Annotated in this window: 15 protein-coding genes and 1 pseudogene; 8 read left to right on the top strand and 8 right to left on the bottom strand. The window is 41.2% G+C overall.

Annotation, left to right across the window (positions count from 1 at the left end):
- Positions 1–276: 276 nt before the first annotated feature.
- Positions 277–2307 carry an amylo-alpha-1,6-glucosidase gene (locus ACE1CI_RS08570; protein WP_413265516.1) on the bottom strand — a complete coding sequence of 677 codons (2031 nt, stop codon included), beginning with the start codon at positions 2305–2307 and terminating at the stop codon, positions 277–279.
- Between the two features lie 199 nt (positions 2308–2506).
- Here ACE1CI_RS08570 and ACE1CI_RS08565 point away from each other — a divergent pair, with 199 nt between their 5' ends.
- The 3 genes from ACE1CI_RS08565 (at position 2507) to ACE1CI_RS08555 (ending at position 4502) form a co-directional block, all read left to right on the top strand.
- A complete protein-coding gene (locus ACE1CI_RS08565) occupies positions 2507–3118 on the top strand; it encodes a peroxiredoxin (protein WP_413265515.1) in 612 nt (203 codons plus the stop codon).
- Between the two features lie 211 nt (positions 3119–3329).
- Positions 3330–3863: a peroxiredoxin family protein gene (locus tag ACE1CI_RS08560; protein WP_413265514.1), complete on the top strand. Its 534-nt coding sequence runs from the start codon at positions 3330–3332 to the stop codon at positions 3861–3863.
- Positions 3864–3878: 15 nt separating this feature from the next.
- Positions 3879–4502 (top strand): LysE family translocator, encoded by a 624-nt coding sequence (locus tag ACE1CI_RS08555; protein WP_413265513.1) that lies wholly within the window; start codon positions 3879–3881, stop codon positions 4500–4502.
- A gap of 78 nt (positions 4503–4580) precedes the next feature.
- Here the strand turns inward: ACE1CI_RS08555 and ACE1CI_RS08550 are convergent, their stop codons facing one another.
- From ACE1CI_RS08550 to ACE1CI_RS08540, 3 genes are all read right to left on the bottom strand, one after another.
- A complete protein-coding gene (locus ACE1CI_RS08550) occupies positions 4581–5624 on the bottom strand; it encodes a DnaJ C-terminal domain-containing protein (RefSeq protein WP_496615340.1) in 1044 nt (347 codons plus the stop codon).
- A 223-nt stretch (positions 5625–5847) separates the two neighbouring features.
- Positions 5848–6345: an AAA family ATPase gene (locus ACE1CI_RS08545; protein ID WP_413265511.1), complete on the bottom strand. Its 498-nt coding sequence runs from the start codon at positions 6343–6345 to the stop codon at positions 5848–5850.
- 130 nt (positions 6346–6475) lie between these two features.
- The gene (locus tag ACE1CI_RS08540; RefSeq protein WP_413265510.1) at positions 6476–7765 is read right to left on the bottom strand and encodes a glucose-1-phosphate adenylyltransferase; all 1290 of its coding nucleotides are present in this window, start codon (positions 7763–7765) and stop codon (positions 6476–6478) included.
- A gap of 397 nt (positions 7766–8162) precedes the next feature.
- On the opposite strand from ACE1CI_RS08540, the gene ACE1CI_RS08535 reads away from it, so the two are divergent.
- Complete coding sequence (locus ACE1CI_RS08535; RefSeq protein WP_413262150.1) at positions 8163–8867, top strand: Uma2 family endonuclease; 705 nt, start codon at positions 8163–8165, stop codon at positions 8865–8867.
- A gap of 100 nt (positions 8868–8967) precedes the next feature.
- On the opposite strand, the gene ACE1CI_RS08530 is transcribed toward ACE1CI_RS08535, so the two are convergent.
- From ACE1CI_RS08530 to ACE1CI_RS08520, 3 genes are all read right to left on the bottom strand, one after another.
- Positions 8968–9192, bottom strand: a complete 225-nt coding sequence (locus ACE1CI_RS08530; protein WP_413262151.1) for a DUF6887 family protein — start codon at positions 9190–9192, stop codon at positions 8968–8970.
- Entirely contained in the window at positions 9176–9319 is a 144-nt protein-coding gene (locus ACE1CI_RS08525) for a DUF6888 family protein (protein WP_459563996.1), read from the bottom strand. The genes ACE1CI_RS08530 and ACE1CI_RS08525 overlap by 17 nt, the downstream gene beginning before the upstream one ends.
- Positions 9320–9437: 118 nt before the next feature.
- The gene (locus ACE1CI_RS08520) at positions 9438–9602 is read right to left on the bottom strand and encodes a hypothetical protein (RefSeq protein WP_413262152.1); all 165 of its coding nucleotides are present in this window, start codon (positions 9600–9602) and stop codon (positions 9438–9440) included.
- 389 nt (positions 9603–9991) lie between these two features.
- Here ACE1CI_RS08520 and ACE1CI_RS08515 point away from each other — a divergent pair.
- The 4 genes and pseudogenes from ACE1CI_RS08515 to ACE1CI_RS08500 all read left to right on the top strand — a co-directional run.
- Positions 9992–10637, top strand: a pseudogene (locus ACE1CI_RS08515) (tetratricopeptide repeat protein); the annotation flags it as partial.
- 153 nt (positions 10638–10790) lie between these two features.
- On the top strand, positions 10791–12425 hold the full coding sequence (locus ACE1CI_RS08510) for a CHAT domain-containing protein (RefSeq protein ID WP_496615603.1): 1635 nt from the start codon (positions 10791–10793) through the stop codon (positions 12423–12425).
- Positions 12422–12757, top strand: coding sequence for a hypothetical protein (locus ACE1CI_RS08505; protein ID WP_413262155.1), 336 nt, complete (start codon positions 12422–12424; stop codon positions 12755–12757). The genes ACE1CI_RS08510 and ACE1CI_RS08505 overlap by 4 nt, the downstream gene beginning before the upstream one ends.
- Complete coding sequence (locus ACE1CI_RS08500) at positions 12754–14205, top strand: hypothetical protein (protein ID WP_496615339.1); 1452 nt, start codon at positions 12754–12756, stop codon at positions 14203–14205. The genes ACE1CI_RS08505 and ACE1CI_RS08500 overlap by 4 nt, the downstream gene beginning before the upstream one ends.
- A gap of 4 nt (positions 14206–14209) precedes the next feature.
- Here ACE1CI_RS08500 and ACE1CI_RS08495 read toward each other — a convergent pair whose 3' ends face one another.
- Entirely contained in the window at positions 14210–17869 is a 3660-nt protein-coding gene (locus ACE1CI_RS08495; protein ID WP_413262157.1) for a helicase-related protein, read from the bottom strand.
- Positions 17870–17987: the final 118 nt, after the last annotated feature.

Genomic DNA, 17987 nt, shown 5'->3' with positions numbered 1-17987 from the left:
TTAACACAAGACTCTATCATATAGAGGGAAAGGAAAAAATGCAATCAGTATTGTCAAGTTTTAACAATGGGAGAAATCTCGGAGCTCTTGAGCAGAGGGGCTCTTGAGTAGAGGGGCACAGGGGCACAGGGGCACAGGGGAGAAAAATTCAAAACTTAAAACTTTCTCCCTAACTCAAAACTCTCTCCAAGGCGGGTGAAAGTTGTTAACTCTTCTGCTGTGACTACAGACTTATCTGCTCTCACCCGCCCCTACAACTCAAAACTTTCTTAGTCCCTAGTCCCCAATCCCCGATCGCTTGGGAAAATAACGGAGAATTTCTGCTACTGACCAAGCTTGAGCAAATGCACCTTGGGGTGTGTGCGGGGGGTCGCCATCAAATATTTCTGAAATTGAGCATATACAGGCTTGATTTTGGAAATGTTCTAACATTGGTTGCCAGTCAAAAGGTAATGGTTCAGTATCATAAAAGCGTTGCCAAGCATTAATAAAACAGCCAATTAACCAACTCCAAACAGTACCTTGATGATAGGCACTATCTCGGTGAATTGAATCTCCAGTATAGGAACCAATGTAATCTGGATCGTCTGGTGCGAGACTGCGTAAACCGTAGGGTGTTAAGAGTTTATCTTTGGCTATTTGTAATACCTGACGGGCTTGTTCAGGGGGAAATCCGCAATGATGTAAAGATAAAGCTAAGACTGCATTGGGGCGAATTTTGGGGTCGGGTTGGTCATCTGGGGAAATTGTATCATAGAAGTATTGTTGATGAGGGTTCCAGTATTTTTGCAGGGATTCTTTGACTTGTTCTGCTTGTTGGAAATAGCGATCGCGCCGACTGTGCAATTTTTCAACATTATCAGGTTGAATAGTTGCCAGTTTTTCCGCCCATTTGATTGCCCAACATAAAGCTGAGTACCACAAAGCATTAATTTCTACTGGTTTACCATAACGAGGAGTAATCGGTTTTCCACTAATTACTACGTCCATCCAAGTAATAGCTACATTAGGTGCATCCCAAGTTAGTAAACCATCTGTGGCATCAATATGAATATTGAACAAAGTCCCAGCATAAAAAGCTTTATAAATCTGGCGAAAAACCGGATATTGGGTGACTAAAAAATCCCAATCTTCAGTAGCTTCTAAGTAAAGCCCTAATGTTTCAATCCACCACAAAGAAGCATCTATGCTGTTATAAAATGGTTCGTTTCCTTGGTCAGGAAATGTGTTAGGAATTAAACCATATTTACAATAAGAACCGAATGTTTTTAATAAGCCTTTTGCGATTTCAAATCTACCTGTTGTAAGTGCTAAACCGGGTAAAGCAATTAATGTGTCTCGACCCCAATCATTAAACCAAGGATAACCAGCAATTACAGTTGGCCCAGAAATTGAATGGCGATAAACAATAAATTGATCGGCGGCGCGAAGAAGTTGGTTGGGGATTGGGGACCCGGAAGAAGAGGTGGGGGGGTGGGGAGGTAGGGGGGTGGGGGGAGTAGAAGAGGTAGTTGGATAATTTCCCCCCATCTCCCCATCTCCCCATCTCCCCATATCCTGTTTCCAGCCTAGTTTAGCTTCTAGGGTAATACGATCGCCTGGTTGCAAGGTAACAGTTAATTCACCAGGACTCCAGAGGTCTTCGCGATCGCCTAATCCGCGCAATTTCTCTTCGGGATAGTAATAATTCCAATACCAATAACCAGCTATTTGATAATCTCCCTTACTCCAAGTTAATTGCCAAGGTGTGCCTTGCCAATCTTGATTAATTGCTTGGAAAAGCACACGGTTTCCGTTAAGTTTTTGCGAGAATTTTAATTCTGCTGTTGCTGTTTGTTGATGGTGAAAGTTGCGATCGGCAATTAACGGTTTTAACCGCAAAGTTGCTGTTTCTTTCCCTTGATAAACATATTCAATCAAAGTTCTTTGCTCAAATTGATTGGGTAATAATTCCTCTTCTACTTTGGGAAACCCATTAGGCATTACTATTTGTCGAGTTAGTTGCCAATTTTCTTCTCGCCAAACCCAAGTGGGAATCGGTTCAATTGAGAACGATCGCAACAGTCGATAACCCAAAGGGGCAACTTTACTATCTGACCAGAAATTTGTGCTTAATTCCCAAGTTTTCCCCCGAATTTCCAAGGTTGCTTCTAAGTGAGATAGCAACAACGTGCGTTCGCTAGGGGGGTTTAATGCGGCAATTAACCAACCGTGATAGGTGCGGGTGCGGGCATCACACACGGTACCACAAGCAAAGCTACCTAGCCCATTGGTCAATAACCATTCTCGCCGATCTAGACTTTCCATTGTTTACTCAAAATCGTTATGAGTATGATATAGTTGTTACAGTTCGTAAATAAACAGTAGTTGTCCCCTGTGGGCAAGACGAGGCAGGTTTAACGAGGATTGTTCGTTAGCCCAAAAAACTTAAGGTAAACCCCGTCTTTACTACATTACCTACAAGAAGAGCACAAGTCGAAGCATAATTTTTAAGGAGAAAAAGTTCATGCCCCTAAGTTACGCATCAGAAGGATGTTTGCGCGTTGGTCAATCTGCTCCTGACTTTTCTGCGACAGCTGTAGTAGATCAAGAATTCAAGAGCATCAAGCTGTCAGACTATCGTGGTAAGTATGTAGTGTTGTTCTTCTATCCGTTGGACTTTACCTTTGTTTGCCCAACTGAGATTACAGCATTTAGCGATCGCTACGAAGAATTCAAATCCATCAACACAGAAGTTCTGGGCGTTTCAGTAGACAGCGAATTCTCCCACTTAGCTTGGATTCAGACCGATCGCAAATCTGGTGGTTTAGGCGATCTAGCTTATCCTTTAGTTTCCGACATCAAAAAAGACATCAGCGCCGCTTACAACGTCCTCGATCCAGAAGCAGGCGTAGCTTTGCGCGGTCTGTTCATCATCGACAAAGACGGTGTAATTCAACACGCCACCATCAACAACCTGTCTTTTGGTCGCAGCGTTGACGAAACATTGCGGACTCTCAAAGCCATTCAATACGTCCAAACTCACCCAGATGAAGTTTGTCCCGCTGGTTGGCAACCTGGTGAAAAAACCATGACTCCCGATCCTGTCAAGTCCAAAGTTTACTTTTCCGCTGTTTAATTTTGGGCAAATAGTTAAATGACCCAGATCCCCGACTTCTCAGAAGAAGTCGGGGATCTAGAGACCCAGATCCCCGACTTCTCAGAAGAAGTCGGGGATCTAGAGACCCAGATCCCCGACTTCTTGAAGAAGTCGGGGATCTAGAGACCCAGATCCCCGACTTCTCAGAAGAAGTCGGGGATCTAGAAATTATTGAGTTTACGATTTAATTATGCTGACTTCCACTGATTTTAGCGGTTTAATAAATGAGCGTTTCTTCCGTAACTTTTTGCCAATTCCGGCACATAATGAACTACGATTAGGGGCGGTTACTAAAGATTTTGAACTGCTAGATATTACCAATAGTCAGCCAGTCAAGTTATCAAATTTTAGAGGTAAACAGCCTGTTATTTTAGATTTCACCCGAATTTTTACCGAAAAACAATACTGTCCGCTGTGCTATCCCCATATTTTAGCGATGAATGAAAACTACGAACTGTTTTCTAGCAAAGGGGTAGAAGTTTTAATGATTACCAGTACAGACAAACAACAAAGTGAAAAAGTTGTTAGGGATTTGGGTTTAAAAATGCCGTTGTTGAGCGATCCTAGCTGTTGGGTGTTTCGAGAATATCAGGTTGGTCAAGCGTTGGGTGCGCCTTTGCCAGCACAATTTGTGTTAGAAAAAGAAGGTAGATTGGTTTACAAGCATTTGTTTTCTTTTTTATCGCCTAATGCTTCAGTTGAGCAGTTGTTGGCAGCGATTTAAACAATTGGTACGATCATGCAAACCAGTATGACTTTGAGCAGCATTGTGGCACTATTCGGTGGGATGGTTGTTCTGGCTGCTATTCCCAGTGTGAGTGTTCTGGCTGTCTCGACAAGATCGGCTACATCTGGGTTGATTCATGGTGTTTTCACCACTCTGGGAATAGTACTGGGTGACATAATTTTCATAATCATAGCTATTTTGGGTTTGTCGTTTCTTGCGGAAACGATGGGTAGCTTCTTTGTACTCATAAAATACCTGGGTGGCTTGTATCTGATATTATTGGGAATCGCGCTATTTAAGTCAAAAGCAAAGAATATGAAGACAGAGAAGGTGGTAAAATCCTCTTTGCTGTCGAGTTTTTTGACTGGTCTTTTTATTACATTGGGCGATCAAAAGGCGACGTTATTTTATTTAGGTTTTTTTCCGGCTTTTGTCGATCTTTCTAAGGTTTCTTGGTTTGATACTGGTGTGATTATTGCGATCGCCACTCTAGCCGTAGGCGGTGTAAAACTTAGCTATGCGTTCATGGCAAATAAAGCTAGATTGCTGATTAGTTCCAAAATAACCAAAGTATTAAACATTATTGCTGGCTGTGTCATGATTGCTGTTGGAGTATTTTTAATCATTAAAACTTAATCCAAGTTCGTTGTAAGGACTTCAGTCCTGCTAGGTGAGGAGTAGACGACTGAAGTCGCTACTACGAACTTGACTTAATTATAATTTGATTTGCTTTAAGTTACTGCGGGGATTGAAAGTGCGATCGGTCCGAATCTTCTCATACAATTCCCGTTCAGTTTGGCTAAGTTCTTTGGGGGGAACAATAGAAATTTTCACCATTAAATCGCTGCGTCCACCTTTAGGATTAGGCCAACCTTTTCCCTTCAGTCGCAGAGATTGACCGGAACGCACACCAGCGGGAACATTAACAGTAACCGAACCATCTGGAGTCGGAACTTCTATTTGGGCTCCTAAAACAGCTTCATCGGGAGTAATTGGCACTTCACAAACTAAATTATCGCCATCAAATTGAAAGAAATTGTGCGGTTGCAATTCTACATTGAGGTACAAATCACCACGTTGTTGATTTAAAGAATTGAAAGAACCTTTACCTTTCAGGCGAATTCGAGTGCCTTTTTTAGCACCTGCGGGAATTTTCGCATCTACTACTTCTGTGCCTAAATCTAAACGCTTTTGTACGCCGTGAAATGCTTCGGAAAAAGTGAGACTGAGGTTAGCTTCTCTGTCAGCACTGCTAACATTTGATGATGTTTGATTATCAAAGCCATCAAAGCCGCTAAAACCACCACCACCAAAGCCAGTTTGTCCACCAGGGCTGGTACGATAGCTGTAACTGCGGTTAGTGGAACGTCTGCCAGCAGCACCAGTTCCAGGAGTTCCTGTGCTGTAGCGACCTAATAATTCGTTGATGAATTCGTCAAAACTACCGTACTGACTAAAGTCAAAGCCGTTAAAATCGACTCCTGGTGCGCCTGCGCCACCAGCACCAGACCATGCTTGGTCAGCTTGTTTCCAGTATTGACCGAATTGGTCGTATTTTTTGCGTTTATCGGGGTCGGAAAGTACTTCGTAGGTTTCCGTAACTTCTTTAAAACGGGCTTCGGCTTGTTTGTCGTTAGGATTCATGTCTGGGTGATACTTACGTGCTAGGCGACGGTAAACTTTTTTGATTTCGTCGGCGCTAGCGGTTTTAGTCACTCCCAGGACGGCATAATAGTCTTTAAAGTCAGTGGTAGCCATTTAGTTTGTCTCCTATAAAGTAAATATTAGTGGTAATTTTGTCTTGATTTATTATGTGCTGAAGATGATTTTTTGCGGGAGAGTTTTTTTATTTTAGACTTTCCGGTTAGGTATTGTTCGAGCATTCAGTGATAATAAAAAATGGTCAGGAATAGGTGTATACATCGACTCATTTTCATTGTGCATTTAAATAGATTATGACTGCAAGTTCGGTTTGGTACGGTTATTCCACAATTATGAACTGGTCGAGATGGTAGCGAATTAGGCGATCGAATCCATCGACCAAAGCTGGGGGCGCATCGCGTAGTTGACGAGACATTCGGAAAATGACTTCTTCGGGGACTCGACGCTGGCGACGACGGTTACGGGAAAGGCAAAGCCAAATGGGGGTATCAAACCATAGTCCGGTGATGTGGGTGAAGCCTGTTTCGCGGCAAAGGGCGATCGCATCTTTGCGTTGGCGACGGGCGGCATTGGTAGCATCGTAAATGGCAAGGGTGGCTTGTCCTTGGGCAATTGCTAGGGCAGCTTGTTGCAGCTGTCGTTCTAACTCTCGCCAAACGAGAAACCAAGGGCCCTGGATAGCTTCATCTCCAAACAGTTGACCCCGAATTCTGTCTGTTGAAATTAACAAACTTCCGGGAGTTTCTGCGATTAGCTTTTCGGCTAGGGTAGATTTACCGCTACCAGGAAGCCCGATCGAAAGAATTAGTTTTGTCATGTCCAGATCCCCGACTTCTTGAAGAAGTCGGGGATCTAGAATGCCCAGATCCCCGACTTCTTGAAGAAGTCGGGGATCTAGAATGCCCAGATCCCCGACTTCTTGAAGAAGTCGGGGATCTAGAGAAAGACTAGATGATTGTGCCATCGGGAATAACGGCATTTTTCAAGACAACGACGATGCCGCTACGAATATAGAATCCCAGGTTTTCGCGTTCGGCTTCTTGTACATTGTCTTTGTTAATAATTTGAACATCACAACCGATACGGGCATTTTTGTCAATGATGGCACGACGAATCGTGGTATTTGCACCAATGCCTAACGGGACTTCACGGTGATCGCAACTAGTTGCCCGTTCGCTAAAGGGTTGATAGAAGTCTGCGCCCATCAGTAGGGAGTCTTCCACTAAACAACCTGCTTCTACACGGCTTCGCACTCCCAATACTGAATGATTGATGCGGCAATTTTTAATAATGCACCCTTCTCCAATCATTGATTCTGTCACTTGGCAATCTAATAATTTTGTTGGTGGCAAGTAACGGGCACGAGTGTAAATGGGGGCGGTTTCATCGTAGAAGCTAAATGGCGGACGGGGTTGCCTTGTCAAAGCTAAATTAGCATCGTAGAAGGCTTCAATTGTTCCAATATCTTCCCAATAACCGTCAAATAGGTAGGCTTGAATGTTGTGGTTTTTCGACGATGCGGGGATGATTTCTTTACCGAAGTCTGTACTATCCGGGTATGAGTTGAGCAGATCCAACAGGACATCTTTTTTGAAGACATAAATGCCCATAGAAGCAATGTAAGGCATTTTCTGGGCTTCTTCTCCTGTGAGTCCCAAAATGGTGGTGTCAACCTGCATTTGTTTGAGGGCTTCACCTTTGGGTTTTTCGCTAAAGTCAATTACCCTACCGTCATCGTTAATTTTCATTAACCCGAAGTCCGAGGCGCGTTTCTCGTCCATTGGGACAACGGAGATGGTGATATCGGCGTTGGTTTCTCGGTGACGTTGCACGAATAAACGATAGTCCATTCGGTAGAGGTGATCTCCCGAAAGTATTAGAAATTCATCAACGTCCCACTCTTCAAATAGCCACATATATTGACGAACTGCGTCAGCGGTACCTTGAAACCAGTTGGGGTTTTCGGGTGTTTGCTGGGCAGCTAGTACTTCTACAAACCCATCAGTGAAGCCAGCAAAGTTGTATGCGCGGGCAATATGACGGTTGAGTGAGGCAGAGTTAAATTGAGTCAGGACGTAGATTTTGTAAATTTCTGAGTTGATGCAGTTACTCACGGGGATATCAATCAGACGATATTTCCCGGCTAAAGGTACTGCTGGCTTGGCGCGTAGTTTGGTTAAGGGGTAAAGGCGAGTCCCTGCGCCACCGCCAAGAATGATAGATAGAACTTTTTTCACAAAAAAACCTCTCACTGCCGAACGTTCCCAAGTCCAGTGTCGGACTGTGGGGAACAGTTGGCAAGAGGGAAAAGGAGGAAGTGTGGATTTTTTGGTTCTACCCACAGGTGGAAAGGGGGCTCCAGGGGCTCCAGGGGCTCCAGGGGCTCCAGGGGCAGAAATATGTTTTATTTTAGTGATTGATATGTCGATCGCAGTATTTAACGCAAGTTGCTAGTTATAACTGTAGATTTTTCTTAGCCCCCCTTATCAAGGGGGGTTGGGGGGATCTAAACTTGGAAACACAGCGTTAGATCCCCCCTAGCCCCCCTTGCAGAAGGGGGGAACAAGAAAAAATTAATAACTAGCAACTTGCGTTATTTATCGCTTTTTTGCGAAATATTAATTTGAGGTAGTTATGTTGAATTACAATCCGTTAGGTTGTTTGCCATCTTCGGAAGAGTTACCCAGTTCGGATGATACTCCTGTGGATAATGAGTTACAAGTTTTAATTCCCAGTTTGTTGTCTGCGGTTTTGGCTTTGATTTGGCAAGACCGGGAGGATTGGTTTTTTGGGATTAATATGGGAATTTACTATGATTTGGCTAAACCTGCGATCGTCCCTGATGGTTTTTTAAGTTTGGGGGTAGAACGTTTTGTTGGGGAACAGGGAAGGTTGTGTTATGTGCTTTGGGATGAAGATGGTGTAGTTCCTTCTTTGGTATTGGAAATTGTTTCTAAAACTTACAATGCTGAATACGAACAGAAAAAATTTGATTATGCCCAAATGGGTGTTTTGTATTACATTGTTTATGCGCCAACTCGCCAACGTCGCCGCCGACAACGTTTAGAAGTTCACCGCTTAGTTAATGGTGAATATGTTTTACAGTCTGGCGATATAATTTGGATGCCGGAAATTGGTTTGGGAATTGGTAGGGAAAGGGGAACTTATCAAGCTTTTACGAGGGAGTGGTTGTATTGGTATGACGAGAATGGAAATAGATATAAAACGCCGGAAGAAATAGCGAAAGAAAGTCAACAACAATTAGAGCAAAGTCAACAACAACTTCAAGATCTTTTAGCTAAGTTAGAGGAGAGGGGAATCGATCCGAATACGTTGTAAAGAGGTAGTTGTGGAGATGGCGATCGCACAATGAGTAAAAGTATGGGATTATTGGTGCGATCGCGTAGCGATGCGTAGCATTATCGCACTCCCTAAATCCTCAACTTTCCGCCTCTTTTTTCCTTGTCTTTTCGTCAACTATCCGCTTGAATAATTCAAACTGTTCTTGTTCTTCTTCTTTAGTTTTTGGTGGTTGGAATATAATTCTTTGTGAGTCGGGATTCCGGCGATTAACTAAAGCATCCAAAGCTTCTAAATCATCTCGATGTGTCCGCACATAATCTCTCAATTCTTGTCTGGACATTTTTTCAAAGTTTGGTTTCATTGATAAACTCCCAATTTCCGTCACGATATACCATAATTTCTAGATTGTCCGATGTCAAAATGTAGACATATCCCTGTTCTTCGTTAAAACGGAATAGTTCTATATTCCGGTAGTAGTTGGATAACATCTGACAGACTCGCAGACAGGTTTGAGCTTGTTCGTTAGTTGGGTTAATTGTTGTTTCCTCAATTGTGACATAGAGTTTAAAATACTACGAATTAGGGGCGGATCGTACAACTTAAAACCTACCAAAAATTAGGTGCGATCGCGTAGCGATGCGTAGCATTATCGCTTTTTGGTTTCAATTCGATCGCTTGTTCTGTTCCGTCTTCCAAAACGCGAATCAAAGATCCCTTAAATCCCCGATGTCTACCAGGTTTGGCATTGCTGAAATTATATTTCTCCAACATATCTTCTGTTCTGCTTCAGTTTCATCCTGTTCCAGTTTGTGATTCAGTGTAAAACGTATTACGTATGGTCAAAAGCCGTTGGTGATATCAAAAATTTATCCGCGTCTGCGTACCCCTACTCCCTGCGTCGCCGCGTCAGTCTCCACCAACTACTGATGACCACACCCAAATGTATTTTTGTCCTATTGGCTACAGGCATCATCTTATGAATGAGGAACGTATTCAAGCTTACGGGAATCTGATTCAACAACTGCTGAGTTGTCCTAACGGTGAGAGACCGCAGATTTTAGATGATAACTCGGAATTGCTGGATTTGGGGTTTGTGCAAGTTTGCGAGGCAAAAGCGGCAGGGTTGGCAGAGGAAGGAAAACAGAATGACGCTGCTTTTTATCGAACGTGCGATCGCATATTACACCCAAGCCCTCACCGTTCGCACCTGCGATGCTTTTCCCGAAGATTGGGCAAGGACGCAAAATAATCTGGCAGCTGCCTACTCTAAGAGAATCAGGGGAGAGAGGGCAGAGAATATCGAGAGGGCGATCGAATTTTACAACCTAGCCCTCACCGTTTACACCCGCGAAGCTTTTCCCGAATATTGGGCACAAACGCAACATAATCTGGGAGAAACCCTACCGTAACAGAATCAGGGGAGAGAGGGCAGAGAATATCGAGAGGGCGATCGAATTTTGCACCGCCGCCCTCACCGTTCGCACCCGCGAAGCTTTTCCCCAAGATTGGGCAATGACGCAACATAATCTGGCAAATGCCTACTCTGACAGAATCAGGGGAGAGAGGGCAGACAATATCGACAAGGCGATCGAATTTTACACGGAAGTCCTCACCGTTTACACCCGCGATGCTTTTCCCCAAGATTGGGCAATGACGCAAAATAATCTGGCAACTGCCTACTCTGACAGAATCAGGGGAGAGAGGGCAGACAATATCGAACAAGCGATCGAATTTTATGAAAATGCTTTAACTATCAGAACTCGTGAGGCTTTCCCGCAAGATTATACAGAAACTTTATTTAATTTAGGTAATCTTTACCGAAACAAGAAGGAATGGGAACTTGCTTATAAAACATTTTCCCCAGCGATTGAGACAGTGGAATTTTTACGGGGTGAAATTCAATCTGGGGATGAAACTAAACAGAAGTTAGCCGAAGAATGGAATAAACTCTATCTGGGTATGGTAGAAGTTTGCATCCAACTGCAACGCTACACGGAAGCGGTGGAATATGCCGAACGTTCCAAAGCGCAAAACTTAATCGAGTTGTTATCGGTGAAAGATTTGTATCCTAAAGGAGAAATCCCCCCGCAAGTGCGGCAAGAGTTGCAACAGTTAAGACTGAGAATTGCCCAAGAAAATCAACGGTTAAAACAAGCTGAAGAAAAAAATTACGACTTCATCAACCAACTACGCCAAGATTTAGCCGCCAAATATCCCTATACACCCCTAAATTTTGGTGAAATTAAGCAGTTAACCGATGAAAAAACAGCAATTGTCGAATGGTACATTTTGGGCGATAGGTTTTGTGTTTTTATCATCACGAAAGATCCCCCCCAACCCCCCTTAATAAGGGGGGAGCAAGAGGACTCAGAATTACTCTTAAAAATGGGAGATAATGAATTAGAACTTGCACAGTCATCTCTCAATGAAGAACAGCAAACCTCAGAACCCCCCTTCTTAAGGGGGGCAGGGGGGATCGCACTTTGGCAATCATCACCACAAGATTTACAAAGACTGATCAAATGGACTAATGCCTATTTAACCAAATATTACGAAGACAGCAACAAATGGCGCGAACAGTTAGCTCAAGGTTTACGCATTTTAGCGAAAATTCTCCACATTGATCAAATACTCAAATCCATCCCCGAAACCTGCGATCAACTAATCCTGATTCCCCACCGCTACCTGCACCTTTTCCCTCTCCACGCCTTACCTGTCAGCAGGGAAAATTGGCAACGCTTTCACTCCAATAACCCAAATTGTCCCCCAAATCCCTATCTGATTGACTGCTTCGATAAGGGAGTTTCCTACACCCCCAGTTGCCAAATTCTCCATCAAGTCCAAAAATATCAACGGGGTAAATTCGCTAAATTTTTCGCCATTCAAAACCCCACAAATGACTTGATGGCTGCCGACATGGAAGTAGAAAGCGTTAAAAATATCTTCCCAAAATCAGAAATTTTAGCTAAACAAAATGCCAAAAAAGGCAAACAATTAGAAGAGAAATTAGAAATAGCCGAACAAGTCGCCGACAGCCATCATTTGTTCTTTTCCTGTCATGGTTCCTTCAATCCCAACGAACCCCTAAAATCTGGCTTAAAACTAGCCGATGGCACTCTCACCCTAGAAGAAATAATCCGCTATTTCAACCTCAGTGAATGCAGCCTAGTCACTCTTTCCGCCTGCGAAACGGGACAAGTTCGACTCGACGACACCGACGAATATATTAGCCTCACCAGCGGTTTCCTGTTAGCTGGTACTCCCAGTTTATACGTCACTTTATGGTCAGTAAATGCCTTTTCCACAGCGATTTTACTGATTAAAACCTACGAAAACCTCTCCCAGCAACCGGGTAAACTCGCCTTGGCATTAAACCAAGCACAAATCTGGGTACGAGACACCGACATCCAAGGCTTCATCGACTGGACAAAAAAATGTCAACTCCTAGACCAAACATGGCGAGAAACCTTACAAGACTGCTTGGAAGAGGACAAAGCAACCCAAGGAGCTAATGCTAAGATATATCAAAATCCCTATTATTGGGCTGGCTTCTGTGCAGCTGGCAAAGGAGAACAAAAGGAGAACAAAATATGAGTAATAGCATCACTAAACTAGAAATTTTCCAGCAATTAATTCAAGAGACAGATTTATTTGCTAATCTAAGAGATGACCTAGTTTCTCTCAAAGCTAAGTTGACAGAAAATGATGAAGAGAACATCCAAATAATTGAGAACTGGCTAAAAGAAAAACCAGAAATCAAGCGAAAATACAATGCTAAGTTGATGAAATCGGGAGATAAATTAGGCAGAGATGGAGTATCGCCTACTAAGCCGGGAGAAAAAAGTAAAAGCTTAATAGAAACCATAGAAAATTTGACTGTCGCTGCCGAAAAAACTCCCGAAAAAGAGGGTAAATCCTCCCCATGAAAAAGTTTAGTATCAGTGTTTATTTTTTCCATCTAAATCAGACGATCGCTGAATCTCTCGATCGAGTTTCACCCCAAGCCGATTTAATTTGGGAAAATTTGATTAAACTAAGCGAAAAACTACCTTTCCCTGAACTAACAAATTTGAAATCGCAATTACTGTGTTATGAGTTAGATAAAGAATCAAATGTTTTCAAACATAAAAAAGACTTAAATTCAATTAATTTCTCGCTAATTAAAGATAAAGACTCGATAAAACTAATTGCTATTAACCAAAATGGCTTAACAATTAGCGGGAATCTACAAGCATTTCTATTACACGATACCTACGCTTTCGATTTAAGCTTATATCCTGAAAATAAGCAATATAATATCACAGCCGAAGAACTGCATCTATTTCAACCCAGTAGCTTATTCTTAGACTGTTCGGAAAACACTCTCGGTGAAACTATCTGGCTGATTGGAGAAACAGAAATAGTTGATAAAGGATGTAAAGACTTAGCTGATGAATTTGTGAAAGAGTTTCTGAAAGATACTAAATTTACAGGTAGATTAGTCGCTGAGGGAAAATTACTCAAAGTTCCCTTATTGGAATATGAAATAAGCAACCAAAATCAGCCGAATAAACGCTATAAAATTTTATTTTGGATTGACAATAAAGCCATCAATCCAAAAGAAATTGAGCGATTTTATGACGATTTAATGCTGTCTCTCTGGACTCGCCACAAAATTGAATATGTCTACGAACAAGCACGAGATAGTTATCGTGAAGCCAGAAAAGTTTATAGCGAATTAGAAGCGAAGATTAAGGAATTTAAGCAAGATAAACCATTAGAAGAACTGCAAAAACTGCTGGAATCAATGCCAGAACTATCGATGCAGTATCAACGGCAACTAAGAAATCTGCAAGCACATTGTACCACAATCAAAGTAAATCAAATTAACTATCAAAATTATTTACAAAAATTCTGGCAACCGGGGGATATTTCCACTTGGCAAGAGTTTGGCGAAACTACCTGTAAACGCTACCTCAATCAGATAGAAACCTACCTCAGTTATATCCAACCAGGTAAAGATTTAATTGGCGAATTTATTAATACATTACGGGGTTTGGTAGAGATTGAACAGGTAAAAAGCGATCGCAACCTGCAAATTGTGTTAGCCGTTGTCGGTGTAGGAATAGGTTTTGCCGGAATTGCTGCTACTGCATTACCTTATCTGATTGAAGCCAAACCAAACGAAAAATTAACCATAATTCCGGTTCACTTCCAACCATCTTTCGGTATAAATCCGCCACATAATTTCACACTTTCTGTTTTATTCAGCTTAGGCGCTGGTGTAGTGGGAGTTGCGATCGCAGCCAGAGCGATCGGATATATTCAGAAACATCCAAAAAGTCCGCTGGTTCGGATTGTTAATTTCATTTTAGGCAATTCCCAGAGCCAATAATTTTTTATTCTGTTTTCGACAAAATCAAATTCAACACATTTAATTCATTGGAAGTTAACAAATATTTATCGGTAAAAATCTTTTCTCTCATTTCTTCTAAACTGTAACTGCTAAAAACTACAAAAGGAAACTCTTTGTATTTGTAACCAATTGGTAAAGTTTTATCGGTTGGGTAAAGATGATGAATGTAGGTTGCTAAAATCTCCCGAAATCTTTCGTCTTCTGCTTCTTCAGGTTCTTCGGCAAAATATTCGCTCATTGCTTCGGCGCTAATAAAGCTAAATAATGGTAAGGCATAGTATCGATCGAGGCGTTGACTATTTTGCTGGAAAAACTGGGTTCTGTCGCTGGAGTCGCGCACTTTATCTACTAATTCTATGGCGTTTTTGATTGCCGATCGCAGTCTGATCGGATAATCTGAACTATGATGAATTGCTAACATTTTATTTACTAGTTCTTCTGTGGCGTGGGTTGCTATTTCCATTAGTCGTATTTCGTAAGTTTCGTCTAATCTTTGTTCGGCAATAGGAACGACTAATAAGCTACCATTAATTAGTCCGGGTTGGATGTTGCCAAATTTGAGTAAATTATCAAATCCATTGCTAATTAAATCTAAGAATTTGCTGTTGAAAAATTCTCTTAATTCTAAATAGGAATAACTATCAGCAACTCTAGAAACCCGGTTTCTCGAAGAAACCGGGTTTCTGGGAGTGGGAGGGTTTTTTGAACTTAAGATAAACTCAGCACGACTTAGCAGTTGTTCTAAACTTGTATAAACTTCTTGTAAGAGTTTGTGACTGGGATGCCGACGATGTTCATTTTTTAAATCTTTGATTAGGTTCGCCAGTTGTCCGCTAAATGTTTGTCCTGCGCTAGATACAGACTTTCCACCTATGGGAATCATCAGGAATTTTTCTCTACCTATTTGTCCGTAACCTTGAATTCTAGTTAATACACAAGTTTTGATAATTAGCAAGATATTTAATAAGTTGATGGTACTTTCTTGCAGGGAAAGTTGTTTGTCGTCGGTGTAGTAAATGGCGCGATCGCTCAAATAAAATACCAGTTCTTTTTCGCGATCGTCCAAGGTTTTCTTCTTTCCCTCTTCGTAATAATCACCCCGTCCTCTGTAAATAACTTGGATGATTTCCATCAGGTTACTTTCAACTCGGAAATGGGGAATTTCCACTAAAATATGCTTCGCTTTGGGAAAGGATAAACCGCGACTGGCGGAGGAAGTCATAAAAATGATTTTGACTTGATTTTTGTGTTCGTGAATTGCTGTTTTATCATTATCAGAAAGGTTAGCGTGGATCTCTAAATAATCCTGATTTTTAACAAACTCTCCCCGGTGTTGTTTAATTGTTTCGATTAATTCTTGTAATTTTCGCTTATCTTGAATGTATACTATAATTTGTCCAGCATCGGGATGTTCCCAGAGCGTGTTAATATCTTGAACAATTTGATTTTGTACTCTTTTTTTTAGGTTATCTCTTGTTGCTGCAAAAGTGTCTTCGTTAAAGGGAAGTGATTCGACGAATAGTTTATAAGTAATGGTTAAACTGCTGGCGGGATAGGAGTTAGCGTTGATGGCGACTGCTGGCGATCTGAAAAATTCAAATTCCTGAAATGAAAGTGGTTTAATAGCTTGGGAAGATGCACGCCTAAAGAATATTTTATCTGGTTCCGGTGAGGTTTCGGATAAATGTTGTTTAATCACATTTTGCTCAACAATTGAAGCATCTGCTACAATCACTTTAGTGTTAAATCCATGTTGGGAATCAGTCAATTTATAACGTTTCAAAATCTTGCTGATTCCATTTAAAAATTCAACGCCGCTATCATCTCCGGTGATTTCATCTATCATAATGAATAAATGCTTTATCCGCGTCGATATTCTTCTCATTTCATCAGGAATAACTTTGTTTTCTCGCTTGTTGTAAGCGCTTTTGAAGATGTTTTCAAAATGTTCTAAGGTGTTTTTACCGTTTTCTGTTATCCTTAAAGATTGAATACAAGCTGTAGCAACAATATTCTTAGATATTTCGCCTTTAATTGTGGTATGTATTGCTTCGCAAAGACAGGATAAAACTCCTTTGCTGCGGCGATTTGTTGCTACAATTTCGTCTTCAGTTCTTCTCTTAAGTGCTTTCTGGGGTGAGGTTTTACGTTCAATTTCTGAACTAGAGTCGAAAAAATCAACGCCATTTTCCCTAAAATCACCTTGGCGTTTTGGGGAATAATAATTTACGACACAACGCCGTGAGTTATCCTCAATAAGTTGGGAGTTAGTGTTGATGCAAAATATATCGTCATCTAACTCGCCTGTTGCTGAGTCTTTGAATTTTTCGATAATATCTAAATTGACTTGTTTGCGGGGACTAACGTAAAAGAAGAGAAAACCTTCGTTGACATGATCTTTGAGAAATTCTACAATTGCTGTAGTTTTGCCAATGCCGGGATTACCAGTTAAAAATAGGTAGGTTTTGTCCGAGTCTAGGGAATTTTTAATTAATTTGGCGTGTTCGTCTCTTAATTCTAATGTGGAACTAAAGTTATTAATTGTTTCGGTATGAGATATAGTAGTTGTCGTATCGCTGGGTATTTCTAGTATTTGCTTGATAAACTTTTTGCCGTTGTCGAAACTTCGACTCGCATTGAGTTGAATCAGATTTAAAATTTCTTTTCGCGATCGCGCAATTTCCTGTTCTTTTGGTTCATTTTGGTAAATCTGGGAACAGGTATTTAATACTTCTAAATTTTCGGGATTCAGAGACATGGTGCTGATGCCGCGATCGCTATATCCCACCACATTAAACACTACTGATGTTTCATCATTGAGAATCTCTAGTTCCCGGAGAAATCGATAAAAGCTACCAGCATAAGAAGCTGCTTGAATTAACTTAGCACTTTCTTTATCTTGGCGCTTAAAAGCAGTAAAATATCTGGTTAAATTCTGGGAAAAATTCAAACCTAAATCATTGTTACTTCCTGTATCTATCCGCAGTTTAGCAAAAACACTTTTTGAGCGTAAATAAGCAATTTCGCGCCGCAATAAACGCCGCTGATTCTGCATATCTTTATCTTCAAAATCTAAGAGGTCTTTTGCTGATTTAACGGAAAATATGGATAAGTCTACGGAAAGAATTCTCAACTTTTGGCGTTGCCGCAACAACATCAAGGTATCTGCTTTTAAAAACTCACCTTTTTGTTTGTATCGACGTAAGAAACCCGGTTTTTCCAAAAGTTCGGGTTTTTGAAACTGTGATAATAAATCTAGATGTTCTTGTTCCTCACTTTTGGGATATGTTTTGATGCTATTAGCATCGCCAAAACTGCACTGATAGTACAAAATTTCAATTGGCGATCGCTTACTATCATTCCATCCAGTAGATTTAATGTATTCCCCAAAAAAATTCAATCCAGACAGAAAACCCTTCTGCAATAAATATAAACACCATTTTTCAATTCTTTGGATATCTTTTTCACTGATTGTGCTGTCTTCACTGACTATTCGTTTCAGCATTTTAGGAAATTTAAGATGCTGCAAATCCCGATGATACAAGTCGCCAAAATTATGTTTAAGTTGGTGCTGTTCGATATAAGCAAGAATCCCAATATTAAATCCAACTTCAAATAATCGACCCAAATTTTCGGCAATCATTTTTTACTCCTGTTTTAACCAGTCTAAATGATTTGTAAAAAAGATTTTTTTTGAACTAGATTAGGACTTACGCACTGACACCATATATAGAGGAACGGTGCGTTACGTTAGCACTAAC

This window comes from Floridaenema flaviceps BLCC-F50 (assembly GCF_041929275.2).
Classification (GTDB): Bacteria; Cyanobacteriota; Cyanobacteriia; order Cyanobacteriales; family Aerosakkonemataceae; genus Floridanema; species Floridanema flaviceps.
This window is presented reverse-complemented; position numbering and strand designations above follow the sequence as displayed.